The sequence below is a fragment of the Burkholderia sp. Bp8963 genome (genome assembly GCF_003854275.1).
Lineage (GTDB): Bacteria > Pseudomonadota > Gammaproteobacteria > Burkholderiales > Burkholderiaceae > Burkholderia.
This window is the reverse complement of the sequence record NZ_QTQP01000021.1, coordinates 1-14,862: the sequence shown is the minus strand read 5'-3', so window position 1 is coordinate 14,862 and position 14,862 is coordinate 1. Positions and strand designations below refer to the sequence as shown.

12 protein-coding genes, 1 tRNA gene and 1 pseudogene are annotated in these 14,862 nt (G+C 64.1%); 7 read left to right on the top strand and 7 right to left on the bottom strand.

Annotated elements, in window-relative coordinates:
* Positions 1-131: 131 nt before the first annotated feature.
* The 6 genes from DID96_RS18920 (at position 132) to DID96_RS18890 (ending at position 6,344) form a co-directional block, all read left to right on the top strand.
* Complete coding sequence (locus DID96_RS18920; RefSeq protein WP_124600804.1) at positions 132-404, top strand: hypothetical protein; 273 nt, start codon at positions 132-134, stop codon at positions 402-404.
* Between the two features lie 110 nt (positions 405-514).
* Positions 515-1,153 (top strand): TetR/AcrR family transcriptional regulator, encoded by a 639-nt coding sequence (locus DID96_RS18915; protein ID WP_124600803.1) that lies wholly within the window; start codon positions 515-517, stop codon positions 1,151-1,153.
* Positions 1,154-1,199: 46 nt separating this feature from the next.
* The gene (locus tag DID96_RS18910; RefSeq protein WP_124600802.1) at positions 1,200-2,183 is read left to right on the top strand and encodes an MDR family oxidoreductase; all 984 of its coding nucleotides are present in this window, start codon (positions 1,200-1,202) and stop codon (positions 2,181-2,183) included.
* Positions 2,184-2,265: 82 nt separating this feature from the next.
* Positions 2,266-2,844: a peroxidase-related enzyme gene (locus tag DID96_RS18905; protein ID WP_124600801.1), complete on the top strand. Its 579-nt coding sequence runs from the start codon at positions 2,266-2,268 to the stop codon at positions 2,842-2,844.
* Positions 2,845-3,124: 280 nt separating this feature from the next.
* Entirely contained in the window at positions 3,125-3,958 is an 834-nt protein-coding gene (locus DID96_RS18895; RefSeq protein WP_124600800.1) for a response regulator, read from the top strand.
* Positions 3,951-6,344, top strand: coding sequence for a sensor histidine kinase (locus DID96_RS18890; protein WP_124600886.1), 2,394 nt, complete (start codon positions 3,951-3,953; stop codon positions 6,342-6,344). Before DID96_RS18895 ends, DID96_RS18890 begins: the two co-directional genes overlap by 8 nt.
* 463 nt (positions 6,345-6,807) lie before the next feature.
* Here DID96_RS18890 and DID96_RS18885 read toward each other — a convergent pair.
* From DID96_RS18885 to DID96_RS18875, 3 genes are all read right to left on the bottom strand, one after another.
* A tRNA-Leu gene (locus DID96_RS18885) sits at positions 6,808-6,892 on the bottom strand.
* A gap of 167 nt (positions 6,893-7,059) precedes the next feature.
* Positions 7,060-7,935: an arylamine N-acetyltransferase gene (locus tag DID96_RS18880; RefSeq protein ID WP_124600799.1), complete on the bottom strand. Its 876-nt coding sequence runs from the start codon at positions 7,933-7,935 to the stop codon at positions 7,060-7,062.
* Positions 7,936-8,037: 102 nt separating this feature from the next.
* Entirely contained in the window at positions 8,038-8,724 is a 687-nt protein-coding gene (locus DID96_RS18875; protein ID WP_124600798.1) for a hypothetical protein, read from the bottom strand.
* 329 nt (positions 8,725-9,053) lie between these two features.
* On the opposite strand from DID96_RS18875, the gene DID96_RS18870 reads away from it, so the two are divergent.
* On the top strand, positions 9,054-10,520 hold the full coding sequence (locus tag DID96_RS18870) for a carbohydrate porin (protein WP_124600797.1): 1,467 nt from the start codon (positions 9,054-9,056) through the stop codon (positions 10,518-10,520).
* A 177-nt stretch (positions 10,521-10,697) separates the two neighbouring features.
* Here DID96_RS18870 and DID96_RS18865 read toward each other — a convergent pair whose 3' ends face one another.
* The 4 genes and pseudogenes from DID96_RS18865 to DID96_RS18850 form a co-directional block, all read right to left on the bottom strand.
* Complete coding sequence (locus tag DID96_RS18865; RefSeq protein WP_124600796.1) at positions 10,698-12,182, bottom strand: amidase; 1,485 nt, start codon at positions 12,180-12,182, stop codon at positions 10,698-10,700.
* 329 nt (positions 12,183-12,511) lie between these two features.
* Positions 12,512-13,678, bottom strand: coding sequence for a porin (locus DID96_RS18860; protein WP_124600795.1), 1,167 nt, complete (start codon positions 13,676-13,678; stop codon positions 12,512-12,514).
* Between the two features lie 22 nt (positions 13,679-13,700).
* Positions 13,701-14,000, bottom strand: a complete 300-nt coding sequence (locus DID96_RS18855) for a hypothetical protein (protein ID WP_124600794.1) — start codon at positions 13,998-14,000, stop codon at positions 13,701-13,703.
* A 571-nt stretch (positions 14,001-14,571) separates the two neighbouring features.
* Positions 14,572-14,862: pseudogene (locus DID96_RS18850) on the bottom strand (ammonium transporter); the annotation flags it as partial.

Sequence of the window (14,862 nt, the reverse complement as noted above, 5' to 3'; positions counted from 1 at the left end):
CGACGCGTTCATTGTTGCACTTATCCCGGCGCGGAGACGATGCGCGACGCACACCCGCGACGGTCATTCGGCTGACGTCGACAATCTGCGACAATCGAACACTTCTTCAACCACCACACATCCGGGTTCGCATGACCACGCACATCACCATCGAATTCACCGAGCAGGCCGCAGAAACGGTTGGTGATCAAACCAACACCAGCTTTTCCTACGACCAGGGCGCACACCTGCCGCAACCGGGCGATTTCGTCGAGCTCGAGCATCTGCAGCAGTCGTTTCTCGTGATCGGCCGCGTGTTTTCGCTGAAGGCAAACATGAGCGCCGTCAAACTCGTTCTCGACCTTCCCCCGCACGACGATCAGCAAGGATTCGATCCCGAGTTGTCGGAGACGCCGGGCGAGTAACGCCGTCGGGCGTGCGGCACGAGGGATGCAGCGGCAACGCCCGGCGACCTGGCCGACGCGACTTGCACATTTGCATTTTATTTTTGAGACGATCGGTCTATTATTGACGAATGGACACTCGAACCGACACCCCTCGCCGCCGCGGTCGACCGCCGAAGCAGCACGACGACCTGGTCGCCACGCGTGATGCCCTGTTGCGCACCGGGCTCGAAGTGTTGACCGAAAAGGGTTTTTCGGCCGCCGGGCTCGATGAGATCCTCGGGCGCGCCGGGGTACCCAAAGGGTCCTTCTACCACTATTTCGACAGCAAAGAGGCGTTTGGCCTGGAGTTGATCGACCGCTACGCCGACTTCTTCGCGCGCAAGCTGGACCGCCATTTCAGCAACCCGGATCTGCCGCCGCTGCAACGCGTGCGGGCCTTCGTCGATGACGCCAAGGACGGCATGGCCCGCTACGCGTACAGCCGGGGCTGCCTCATCGGGAATCTCGGGCAGGAAATGGGCGCGTTGCCCGAGAGTTTCCGCGAACGTCTGCGCGCCACTTTCGAAGACTGGCAGCGCCGTTTGTCCGACTGCCTGATCGCTGCCCAGCGAGCAGGTGAACTCGCGATGTCAGCCACGCCCGCCGAGCTGGCGATGTTTTTCTGGACCGGCTGGGAAGGCGCCGTGCTGCGCGCCAAGCTGGAGCGCAGCAACGTGCCGCTGGAGGTGTTTGCGCGGTTTTTCTTCAACGGACTGCCGCGCCACTGAATTTTTTTGCCATTAACTAGACGATCGGTCTAGAAAGGAGAACCCCATGTTCCAAGGCATCGTGATCGACAAGGATGAAGCCGGCCAGCGGGCCCAGGTACAGGCGCTGGACGACGCGCAGTTGCCCGCCGGCAACGTGACGGTGCGTGTCAGCCACTCGACGCTGAACTACAAGGACGCGCTGGCGATCACCGGCAAGGCTCCGGTCGTCCGCAAGCTCCCGATGGTGCCGGGCATCGACCTGGTGGGCGAGGTCGAAGCGAGCGCGCACCCCGACTACCGCGCCGGCGACTGGGTCGTGCTCAACGGCTGGGGAGTGGGCGAGACACACTGGGGTGGACTGGCCCAGAAGGCGCGCGTCGATGGCGACTGGCTGGTGCCGTTGCCGCCAGCGTTCACGCCGCAACAGGCCATGGCGATCGGCACGGCCGGCTACACGGCCATGCTGTGCGTGCTGGCGCTCGAACGACATGGCGTGCGCCCCGGTGACGGCGAGATCGTGGTGACCGGCGCGGCCGGCGGCGTGGGAAGCGTCGCCACGGCGATCCTGGCTCGACTCGGGTACCGCGTCGTCGCAGTCACCGGCCGCACGGCGGATGCCGATTACCTGCAGCAGCTCGGCGCGGCGGAAGTCCTGGAGCGGTCCCTATTCAGCGAGCCCGGCAAGCCTTTGCAGAAGGAAAGATGGGCCGGCGCGGTGGATGTGGTGGGCAGCCACGTCCTCGCCAATGTGTGCGCCACCACCCGCTACCGCGGCGTAGTCACCGCTTGCGGCCTGGCCGCCGGCATGGATTTTCCCGCCACCGTCGCCCCTTTCATCCTGCGCGGCGTCACCCTGGTCGGCATCGACAGCGTGATGTGCCCCCGCACCGAGCGGCTGATCGCCTGGCGCCGCCTTGGCTCGGACCTGGATATCGCGAAGCTGGGCGCCATCGGCCGCGAAGTGGGCCTGAACGACGCCATTCCCGTTGCCGAACAACTGCTGAACGGCAAGGTTCGCGGCCGCATTATCGTGGATGTCAATGCGTGAGGCAGACAAACGTCTCGCCGTCCCCATTCCACCCGGCGCGTGTTCACGCGTCAGGAACTCACCACTTTTCCAGGAGACACCGATGACCATCGCCCATTCCGCCCCCGTCAGCCGTTTTCCGGTGCCGGCGCTTGAAGACTTGCCAGAGGACGTTCGCGAACGCATCGTCGCGGTTCAGGAAAAGTCGGGCTTCATCCCGAACGTCTTCCTGACGCTCGCTCATCGTCCCGACGAATTCCGCGCCTTCATGGCCTACCACGATGCGCTCATGGACAAGCCCGGCAACCTGAGCAAGGCCGAACGGGAGATGATCGTCGTGGCAACCAGCAGCGTGAACCAGTGCCAGTACTGTGTCATCGCGCATGGGGCCATCTTGCGCATTCGCGCGAAGGATCCGCTGATCGCCGACCAGGTCGCCACCAACTACCGCAAGGCCGACATCACGAGCCGCCAGAAAGCGATGCTGGACTTCGCGATGAAGGTTTCGCAGACGGCGCACCTGGTGGGCGAGGCGGATTTCGACATCCTGAAATCGCACGGTTTCACCGAAGAAGACATCTGGGACATTGCTGCGATCTCGGCGTTCTTCGGCATGTCCAATCGCCTTGCGAACGTGACGAACATGCGTCCCAACGCCGAGTTCTACGCGCTGGGGCGCTGAGCGCGCGAAAACGGCGCGCAATCAACGCTGCAACACGATCTCGACTCGCCGGTTGCTGGCCCGCCCGTCGGCCGTCGAGTTGAAAGCAACCGGATCGGCCTTTCCGCGTCCGGTTGCTTCGAGCGCATCGATCTGAAGCCCGTGATCGCATCCGCGAACGACCGCGCAGGATCCCCAAGCATCCCTTCCGTCGGCTGGTGAATTTTGCAACAATGGCGCGTCCGTGGCTCGCGATGCCCGCAGCGCAAGCCAGCTCGCCCCTCCCCACTCGTTCGCAACCATGTCATCTCGCTTGTCAAGTTCGACGTCGCCTCGTGCCGCGCCGGATCTCTCTGGCGCCCATGTTCTTGTCGTGGATGACCGTCCGAACGAGCTTCAGCTGCTGATCGAGATCCTGCGTGGCGCGCGCTGCCGGATCAGTGTCGCGTTCGACGGCTTGCAGGCCTATCACCGTGCTCAGGCCATCTCCCCGGACCTGATCCTGATGGACGTGCGCATGCCCCGCATGGATGGCTTTGCCGCATGCCGATTGCTCACGTCGACCCCGTCGACTCAAACGATCCCGATCATCATGCTGACCGCCGCCGGCGGCCTCGAGGAACGCATCGAAGGGCTCGAGATTGGCGCGATCGACTACATCATCAAGCCGTTCGAGCCGGCCGAAGTGATTGCGCGAATCCGGAATCATTTGAAGAAGACGCTCGGCAGCCAGCCCCCTGAGCACCTGCCGGCGCTGCCGGGCCACCCGGATGCGTCGCTGGTACGCGCCGCGAGCGAGGTCCTGCTGCGTGACCTGCGCAATCCGCCGGCCCTCGAAGCGCTCGCCAAACTGGTCGGCACCCACGAAAAGCGCCTGTCCCGGGTGTTCCGCGACAATCTCGGCCAGACGGTATTCGAATATCTGCGTGACACGCGGTTGCGGACCGCACAGCGCTTTCTCGCCGAGACATCGATGGGCATCGGGGATATTGCCGAAGAGATCGGCTTTTCTACCGCCGGCAATTTCGCCACCGCGTTCCGCGAGCGCTTCGGCATCACGCCGTCCGACTGGCGAAGGCAGCACAGCCGGGGCGATACGGCTGACATTGTCGAAAGGTTTCACCCCGATGCGTAAGCGATGCCAGGCATCCGTCATCGAGTGTTACGCCGCGCTGTTGTTCCTGCTGATTGCATGCGTCATATGCACGCCAGCCCGAGCCGCGACAGCCGGGAGCCCGGCACGACTGGAAGCGGTATCGATCTTCGAGGATGCCACGGCCGCGATGCCAGTCGACCAGGTGCTCGCGCGGTTCGCGAATGCGCAAGGCGGCTTTCTGCCGGCGACCGGCGACCGGCTCAATCCGGAATTTTCCCGGTCTGCGTGGTGGATTCATCTCACGCTGGTCAATCGCGACAGTGTCGAGCGCCCGCTCGTGCTGGTGCTTCGCGACGTACGTGTCGATCACGTCGATTTCCGTACCTTCCGAAACGGGCGATGGGCGCTTGACGGCGTATTCCCCCCTGCCGATGTCGATGCGAGCCGGACGTCGCCGCGCTACCCGGCGCTCGACATCACGCTGCGCCCCGGCGAAAGGGTTCCCGTGCTGATGCGCGTCACTTCCCGCAAGGAATTGCGACTCGCGCCGGCAGTCTTCGCCGGAGACGCGTGGCATGCGCAGGAGATGCGCGCCGCCATGTGGAACTTCGGCTTTTTCGGCGGGCTGCTGGCACTCGTGTGGTGCGCGTTGCTGATCGGGTTCTTTTCCCGCAGCGGCGCGTTCTATCTGCTGGCCGCGATGGGCCTGGCCACGACCCTGTTCGAGGCGGCGATTCGCGGCTACACCCGGGTGTACCTGTGGCCCGATGCATCCGAATGGTCGGCGCGTAGCGAAGTGCTCTTCGCGTATCTGGCCGTGGCGCTCTTCATTGCGTTCATTCTGAAGATCGCTGACGGCGAAAAGGCCAGGATACCGATGCGCTTCGTGTTCCTGACGATCCTGTGCCTCGAATGCATCGGCATGGCGGGCGCGGCTTTCGGCGACCTGTTGACCTTCACGTGGTTCTGCCTGCGCCTGAACACCCTAGTTTCCGTCGTGAATATCAGCGTTGCGCTGATGCTTGCCAGACGTAAAACGCCGACCGGCCGCCTGATGCTGATCGCGGTCACGTTTGCCAGCTTCAATATCCTGATTCGCACCCTCGACGGGCTGGACGCAATCCCGCCGGTGCTGTCCTGGCTGAAGTCCGATATTTACCCGAATCCCGTTATCGCGATCATCGGCCTGGCCACGCACCTGCTGGTTCTGGCCGCGTGGATCAACCACGTGGGCCGTCAACGCACCGAAGCGCGCAAGCGGCTCGCGCACTGGCAACTCACGGAACAGGATCGCCTGCGGGACGAAGTCGCGAAACGCACGGTCGCGCTCAACGAAGCGCTGCATCAGGCGCACACCAACATGCAGCAGAAGATCGAAACCCTCGGGTACGTCAGCCATGATCTGCGCGCCCCGCTGTCCACGATCAACGGATACTCGAAGCTCCTGCTGCAGAGTGCGACACGCAATCAGACCAGGTTGATCCAGTCGATCGACCGCAGCATCCGCTATCAGCTCACGTTGATTGACGAATTGCTCGAATACACGAAGGCCGAGCTGCAGCCGCTCGGCATTTCTCCCGATGCCACGGACTTGCCCGGGCTTCTGGACGACATCGGCAGCTACGCCGTCGCACTCTGCGCGCAACAGGACAACCGGTTCATCTTTCGGCCGCTCACGCCGCTGCCGAAAACGCTGGAAATCGACGGAACCCGTCTGCAACAGGTGTTGCTCAACCTGCTTTCCAATGCGTCGAAATTCACGCGCAACGGCGTCGTCACGCTCTCCGTTCATGCGCACCGCGAAGCCGGCGGCTACCGCATCGGCCTCGAGGTCGCTGACACGGGCATCGGGATCGTCGTCGCGGGAAAGCCCGATATCTTCCACGCGTATCAGCAGGTTCAGGCCGTGAACGGCGGCACCGGGCTCGGCCTGTTCATCGCGCAGCGTATCGTCACGGCGATGAACGGTGAACTGGCCGTCTCCAGCAAGCCCGGTGTCGGAACGGCGTTTTCATTCGAAATCGCCGCGCCTGCGGTCGGGCATGGGCTCGTGCCTCAGTCGGCGCTCCAGCGGCCGTCGCCGCCGATGGTCGACGCCGGGCACCCCGCCGTTTCGCGCGTCACTCGCCATCCGTCCGTGCAAGCCCTCGAGGAACTGGCGCGACTTGCCAGAGACGGTCGCCTGACCGATATGGAGGAATGGATTGGCCGATACGCGAACGACGGCCGCTATGCCGACTTTCTCCAGGAAGTGCAAAGGCACGTCGACGCGCTCGATTTTCACGGAATCGACGTGCTGGTCGATTCGCTGAAAGGCACAGGTGAACCCGGCTCGCCGTTCACCGCCGACACGCATGCAGCTCAGCGCGCGCCATCGGCTCGAACTGATAGCCGATCGAGCCTTGTTTCTTCCGGTAGTCGTTGAAGGCGGGATCCAATGCTCCGTCTCGCTGGGGACCTGTGCGGCCTGCCCGTCTGTCGAAGAGCCTCGGCCATCCGGCCGCCGGCACCTTTCCTCCCGTGAACGTCACGCGTTCCGTTCGCGCATCCCGCTCGATGGCTCGATGTCGTTGTGCACGAGGATGCCGATGATATCGATCAAAAGTTGCACGGTCTTTAATGCAACATGCTTGACATGCGTGCGTATAGGAAACCGAAGGAAACCGAAATATCATGAACAGCGGCCGGGCAGCGCGACGAATTCGCCGTGCCGGATATCGACGTCGATGGCGGAGATGGGCAAGCCCTCGCAGCGAGCATCAGGGACGATGCAGCGAGTCCAGCGGAGACTCTGACGAGTCGAATGAAACGGAGCGTGCAGCAGATAGCGCTGCGGAAGTGAACGATGCCAATTGCCGTTAGCGCTGCTGGCTATCAGAGCATCGTATTGGTGCCGACGGCGAGACTCGAACTCGCACAGCTTTCGCCACTACCCCCTCAAGATAGCGTGTCTACCAATTTCACCACGTCGGCATTTCAATGCAATCAGGATAGTGCGTCTGCCAGCTCCGCAACCTGTGCAAGGGGACGCCATTCTAACGACAGATTTCATTTTTGTGAAGGCCTGAATTGCTGCAATGCGAACGATACGTTGCACGTTGGAACGCGGCGTCGGGAATCTGCCCAAGCCGCCCCCTTCATCAACGCTCGGCAGCCTCCCCCTCCATCGCCCGGCCGCGCGCGCCAGGCACGGCCCCGCGCGCCGCCACCCGCGCAAACAACGCGTCGAGATCAAACCCCGTCGTATCGATCCCGATCGTCTCGCGCAGGCACGCGCCCCATGCTGCCGCGTCATCAAACGTCTGCGAGCTCCCCGCGCCCGCCGCATCGCGCAGCGTCAGCGTCGTGTTGAACAGCGCCGCGCGCCCTTCCGGCAGCACTCGGCATGCGATCAGGTCGTTCACGAAGATCGAATCCGGATACGTCGACGTGAACCAGTTCGCGGCCTCGTAGTCGATCCACTCGGCCCGCTTCAGCGAAAAGCGATACGTGGTCTGCCAGCCGTCCGGCGTCTCGCACTGCATGTCGAGTTCGCCGTCGACCGGCGCGTCGATCACACGAAACGCGCCGTGCGGCGTGAGCTGGCGCTCGCCGGGCGCGTAGCGCAATGGCGCCGTCAACGTCGCCGAGCCAAAGCCGATGTCCGCAAACCACGCGTCGCCGTCGAGATCGACGCGCAGCAGCATGTGCGTTTGCGCGGTCACGTCGTCCGGCGCCCGCATCCAGCGCACGCGCGCGATCAGCGGCGTCACCCGAAAGCCGACCCGCGTGAGCGCCGTGTAGAACAGCTTGTTCAGCTCGAAGCAGTAGCCGCCGCGCCGCCGCTCGACGACCTTCGCGACGACCGACGGCACGTCGAGCGCGACACGTGCGCCGGTCAGCGGGTTGAGGTTTTCGAACGGAATGGCCTGCGGGTGCAGCAGATGGATGCGACGCAGCACGTCGAGCGTCGGCGCGACGGGGCCGTCGTAGCCGATGCGTGCGAAATAACGGGAGAGGTCGAACGTGTCAGTCATGGGCCGCCGCCGGTAGCTGGGACGCCACACGATAGCACCGGCCGAAACCCCCATGCTGCGCAAGGTCATCGTAAGCGACGGCCTCGCGCGTGGCGGACGTCGTTACGGCAGCAGCTTGAGCGCCGACGCGGCGGCCGACGGCACCGAGATGCCCTGGCTCGTCGCGAACTGCACGGCCTGGCTCAGCGTCGACGCGAGCGACTGCAGCTGGCCGGGCGCGCTTTGCGCGATGTACGACGCCGCCTGCACGTTCTGCGGATTCAGGCCCGACTGCAGCAGCGATGCCGGATTTGCCGAGCCGAGGCTGCCGAGCCCCGATTGCAGCTGCGAGTACTGCGTGAGGCCCTGGCCGAGCGACGCGAGGCCGTTGCTGAACGCCTGCTTGTCGATCGGGCCGTGCGACGCGCCGCCGTTCGCGAACGCCTGCCCCAGCGCCTGCGACACCGATTGCTGCGCACCGCCCATCTGCGACAGCGCGGCCGGCGTCAGCGCATTGCCGCCGCCCAGCAGGCTCGCCGCCTGCTGGGCCTGGCCGGCCGCGCCCGTGAGTCCCATCGCCGACGCGAGCGACGACTGCCCGGTCAGCACCTGCTGATTCGCGCCGACATACGCCTGCAGCAGTTGCGCCATGCCGCCCTGGGCCGGCGCCGTCTGCTGCTGTCCGCCGCCGAGCAGCGACGCCCCCAGCGCTTGAAGGTCGAGCTGCGCGTGCGCGGCGCCGCTCAACAGTGCACCGCAAACGATGCCCGCCCAGGCCAGATGCTTGCCCGTCGCGCGAATCCTGTTCATGTGTTGTTCCCCGTGCCGAAATGAAGAGGCGAATATTGTCGAAGCGCGCCGCGCGACGCCGCAACGATTGATACACATCGATACGAAATCGCGTGCCACGCCGGCTTGAAAAGCCGCGGCGAAACAAGACGTCGCCGCGCATTCGCACGCATCCGCTGCTCGATATCAAGCGCGCATCGGGATTCGTTCCTTTTTTGCATCAATCTCGTCGAGATCCGGGTTTCACGATTGACGCGACGATCCGCGTTTCTTACGATTCGCCCCGTTTCGCTTTCAATTGCCTGCGCACCACGCGCGGGCCGTCCATCGCTTCGTCCACAAGGATCGTCATGCCGTTCGTTTCGCCGCATTTCGTCGCAGATTTCGCCGCGGATAGCGTCGCGCCCGTTCGCCCGCTGCGCCGCCTGTCCATCACCGCCGTCGCATGCGCCGCGCTGCTGAACGCGGGCGTCGCCGTCGCGCAGGACGCGCCCGCCGCCACGCCCCCCGCCGGCGACAACGCGACGCCCACTGCCGACAGCCTGTGGACCCGCGACACACTGCTCGGCGACATCGGCGGCATCCGCCCGTGGCTCGGCAAGTACGGCGTCACGTTCGGGCTGACGGAATCGAGCGAGCTGCTCGCGAACCTGCGTGGCGGCCTCGACCGCGGCGTCGCGTATCACGGGCTGACGACGATGACGCTCGGCGTCGACACCGACAAGGCGTTCGGCTGGAAGGGCGGCAGCTTCAACGTCAGCGCACTGCAGATCCACGGCCGCCAGTTCAGCCCGAACTATCTCGGCACGCTCAACACCGCGAGCGGAATCGAAGCCGAAAGCACGACGCGATTGTGGGAACTCTGGTATCAGCAGGCGCTGCTCGACGACCGGGTCGACGTGAAAATCGGCCAGCAGGCGATCGACCAGGAATTCCTGACGAGCACCTACTCGGCGGCCTTCATCAATACGATGTTCGGCTGGCCCGCGCTGCCCTCGTACGACCTGCCGAACGGCGGCCCTGCGTATCCGCTGTCCGCGCTCGGCGTGCGGGTGCGCGCGAAGCTCACGCCGTCGCTGACCGCGCTCGCCGGCGTGTTCGACGGCGATCCGCTCGGCAACAACCCGGACAACCGCAGCGGTACGAACTTCAACCTTCACAACGGCGCGCTCTTCATCGGCGAGCTGCAGTACGCGATCAACCAGGAAGGCAACGCAGGCGGCACGAAGACGCCGGGCGGCCTGCCGGGCACCTACAAGCTCGGCGTCTGGTATCACAGCGGCAGCTTCGCGGACCAGCGCGACGACACGTCCGGCCTGTCGCTCGCGAATCCCGACTCGAGTGGCGTCGGCCGTCCGCATCGCGGCGACTACAGCGTCTACGCGGTCGCGGACCAGATGGTATGGCGCGCGGGCCCCGACAGCCCGCGCAGCCTTGGCGTGTTCGCGCGCGTGATGGGCGCGCCGGGCGACCGCAACCTCGTCAGCGCGGCGGCCAACGTCGGCGTCGTGCTGAAGGCGCCGTTCGCGGGCCGCGACAACGACAGCGCCGGCCTCGCGCTCACGTACATCAAGGTCGGCCGCCACGCGCGCTCGCTCGACCAGGACGCGCTCGCGTTCGGCGGCGGGCCATACGGCGTGCGCAGCAGCGAGACGGCGCTCGAGGCGATGTACAACTACCAGGTCGCGCCGTGGTGGCAGATCCAGGCAGATGCGCAGTACACGTTCAACGCAGGTGCCGGCCAGAACCCGGACAATCCGCGCGCGCCGCTGCGCAACACGTTCGTGCTCGGCGTACGGACCAACATCACGTTCTGAACGCGAATCGGGCCCTGCGTCGCCGGTCGCGCGACGCAGGGCCCACGCCCGGCGTGCGCCGCCGCGACAGCCACCGCTCGGTCACCACTCAGCCACCACTTAGCGAGTGCTCAGCCACCACGCGGCCATCGCTCAGCCACTGCTCATTCACCGGCTCAGCCACCGCTCACTCACCATTTACGCAGCAACCCAGCCCGGCAGTCGCTTGCCGACCCAGTCTGCGGCCTGCTCATAGCCACGCGCGAGCTGCAGCACCGCCAGATCCGCGCGCGGCCGGCCAATCAGCTGCATCCCCATCGGCAGCCCGGCCGCATTGAAGCCGACCGGCACGCTGATCACCGGACAGCCCGCGAGCGTCCACGGCACGACCGTCTCCATCCAGCGGTGATAGGTGTCCATCGTGCGGCCCGCGATCTGCTGCGGCCAGCGCGCGTCCACGTCGAACGGGAACACCTGCGCGGTCGGCGCGGCGATGAAATCGTAGCGGTCGAAGAAGCCGAGCAGCGTCTGGTACCACGCGGTGCGCTCGGTGCTCGCATCGAAGATTGCCTGCCCGGACAACGCGAACAGGCCCTCGACCTCGAAGATCGCCTCGGGCTTCAGCAACGCGCGGCGCGCCGGATCGCGGTAATGCGCGAGCAGGCCGCCACCGGACAGGAAGTGCCGGTGCGCAAGCCAGATCCGCCAGATCCGTTCCGGCGCGAATGCCGGCAGCGCCACATCGACGTCACAGCCGAGCTCGCGCAGCGTCGCGAGCCCGGTTTCGCATTGCGCGAGCACGCCCGGCTCGGTCGCCAGATAGCCGTTCCAGTCGCCGACCCACGCGATGCGCTTGCCGCGCAGGTCCGCGTCGAGCGGCTGGGCGAACACGGCAGGATCCTCGGCGAGCGACAGCGGATCGTGCGGGTCGTAGCCCGCCTGGATTGCGAGCAGGTTCGCGACGTCGCCGACAGTACGCCCCATCGGCCCTTCGATCCCGAGTTGCTGGACGAATACGTCGACGCCCGGCCAGCGTGGCACGCGGCCCTGCGACGGCCGGAAACCGTAGATATTGCAGAACGCGGCCGGATTGCGCAGCGAGCCGCCGAAATCGCTGCCGTCCGCGACCGGCAACATCCGCGCCGCGAGCGCAGCCGCCGTGCCGCCACTGCTGCCGCCGGCGCTCTTCGTCAGGTCGTACGGATTGCGCGTCGCGCCGTAAACTTCGTTGAACGTATGCGAACCGAGGCCGAACTCCGGCGTATTGGTCTTGCCGATGAAGATCGCGCCCGCGGCGCGCATCCGCGCAACGCAGACGGAATCGGCCTTCGGCACGTTCTCGCGGAAGATCGGCGAGCCGAACGTCGTCACGATCCCGTTCGTCATCGCGAGATCCTTCGGCGCCTGCGGGAGGCCATGCAGCCAGCCGCGATACTCGCCGCGCGCCAGCTCCGCATCCTTCTGCGCCGCCTCGGCGACGAGCGCGTCCCGGTCGCGCAGCGCGACGATCGCGTTGATCGCGCCGTTCGCGCGCTCGATGTGGTCGAGGTAGGCGTTCATCGTCTCGACGCACGAGACGGCCTTGCTGCGGATCGCCGACGCGAGCTCGCCCGCCGACAGGCGCACGATCGGGTCGACGATGATGGAAGCGGGAGCGAGATGCGACGGGGCGCTGTGCGGCATGCGGGGTCTCCTGGAAAAGCGAAGGGCGATGGCGGACATCGCGACAGCCGTCAGCCGAAGCCCGTGCAGGGATGCGCCGCGCCGCCGTTGTCGCTCTACTCTACGCGACGCGGCGCCCGCGACCTCCGATATTTTCCGCGCGGATTCATTGCGGTTTCGACTGAATCGCAGCGAAACGCCGTCGCATTCGTGTGATCGATCATCCCTCGTCAGAATTTGCCGTCCGGCCTGCGCATTGGGTCAAATTCAGCAAATGACATTCGCGGCATGACCCCACACCAGATCGATGTCGAGCGTGGGACCAAGCCGCGGTCATGAAGATCGTGGACTCAGAACTGGTGACGCATGCCAACCGTGACTGCCACTTGCGTGCCAGTCGAAGACGGCGAGAGGGTGTTGATCATCGCCTCGCCTACCGCAGACCCGGCCGGTGCACCATGCACGTGCTGATATACACCCTCGAGGTAAAGGTCAGTGCGCTTGCTCAGCGAGTAGTCGGTCTGGAGCATGGCCGTATGCCATGCGGGAGAAGCGTTCGTCGCACCATTGCTGTATGCGCCATCCGTGTACGTGTATGCCCCGGATACACTCCACGCCGGCGTCATCGCGTAGCGTGCGTTTAACTCGTAATTGTCGACCCGCAGGGTACCGCTGATTGGCAGGTAGCTGCCGAGGCCAAGGGAGATAACGCTCGTCATGTTGTCGAGCTGCGTATGGCTCCATACCAGGCCAACGGTTGCTGGGCCGAACGTGTAGTTGCCGCCCGCGCCCCAGATGCGCTGACGCTCCGCGATAAAGTTGGCGCTGCCATCGCCTTGCGAAATGGCGCCATTTTGATTGGTGCCAACGGCACCGCCCCCCGGATTGTTGAACTGGAGGTAGCCGCCTGCAAGGTTAACCGGACCCTGCGCATACGACACACTAAAGCCATATGCACGATTGTTCGCAAAGCTCCCGGCCTTGTTACTGAAGGAGTACATCCCTTCGAAGGTGATCCCGCTCCAGGTTGGGCTTACATACTTGACCGTATTGTTGACGACAACTGAGTCAGCCGCCAGATTGTCGTTCTCGAACGGATGGGCGGCCAGGTTACCCCCCCACGTGTTGCTGCCAGCAGTGAGTGGTCCGAGCACGTCGTTGAGCACGTCAAACTGACGCCCGAATGTGACGGTGCCATACGGATCGCTTTGCAGACCGATCCACGCCTGTGACCCAAATCCGTCGCCGGCGAATGCCTGGGTACCATTGTTCAGATTGAAGCCCTGTTCCAGCTTGAAGACGGTATGCAATCCGCCGCCGAGATCTTCCGATCCCTTGAGACCAAAAACCGTGTTCTGGGTCGAGCTCGTCGCCATTTGCCAATTGCTATGACCCGACTGATTATTCGTGTAGACGATTCCTGTATCAATCAAACCGTACAGGGTGACGCTGCTTTGCGCGTGTGCCGACGCTGCAAACGTTACGGATAGCGAAAGTGCCAACAATGACCTTTTCATGCCTGTGAGCTCCACGATTGAGTCAAACATGATTTGCAGTTAATATTGCGACCAACTGACCGAGAGTTGCGATCGCAACGGCAAGATATGTCGGGTTTTTCAGGAGAAATACCACCAGACTCCTTTCATCACTGCAATTGCGCCACATCCCGATATGGCCACGTGTCAGAATCAAACCGAACAGGAAACTCAGCCCGAACCACGCACCCATCCACTTGCTTTTTTCCACGAACCCCTCCGCAAATGCAAATATTGTCAGGCAGGTTATCTGGGACGCGAGCACGACCAATACTGCGGGGTGACGCTGATCGTTTTTTTTCATGGACCCGCTCTCATAACACTCGGTACTACGGATAGCGCTGCATAGATATATCCGATCGCGCCATGCATGCACCGCACACGCGATCTTCAAGCGCAATGCCGAGTTCCCATCATTTTTTTCGTCTAGCAGGACGTCAATGATTCTGGCATTTCACCCGATGTCAATGTCGGATCAGCATCCAAGAAAATAATGCGTATCCCGCACGGTTTTTGGAAAGGAGGCAACTGGGAACGGGATTTAAAGCGCACTTACTGCGAGTACTTCACAATCCCCGCCCACCATGACCAGCCGCCACGGTCGTACGAGCACCGCGCGAGTTTCGGGTCTGAATGGCCGTGTAATGCAGAATTTCGTGAAATCGAGCCCCCGCAAAATCAGCACGCTTTCGCCCATAGCCGCTTGGCCACGAGCGAACCACGCGTGGAATCCGGAATCGTGAAGTCCCCTGCCACGACACTGCCTAAGCCAGTCCGCCGACCCGCCGGCGATGGCCGGCGGGTACAGTGCGCCTTTTTTGGAAGATGCGTGAGCACGCGTCGTTGGTCGCTGATGATCCAGCGACCTTGAGTGATTACTCGATTGCTTCGCCGTGGAGGATCACGTCGAGGCCTTCGCGCTCTTGCTCTTCCGACACGCGCAGGCCGATCGTCAGGTCGATCAGCTTCAGCAGGATGAAGCTCAGCACGCCGCTGTAGATCAGCGTGATCGCAACGCCCTTGAGTTGGAGCATGACATTGCCGTCGGCGCCGCCGATGTCCTTCACCGCGAACACGCCCGTCAGCAGCGCGCCGAGGATACCGCCCACGCCGTGCACGCCGAACGCGTCGAGCGAATCGTCATAGCCGAGCTTCGACTTGAGCCA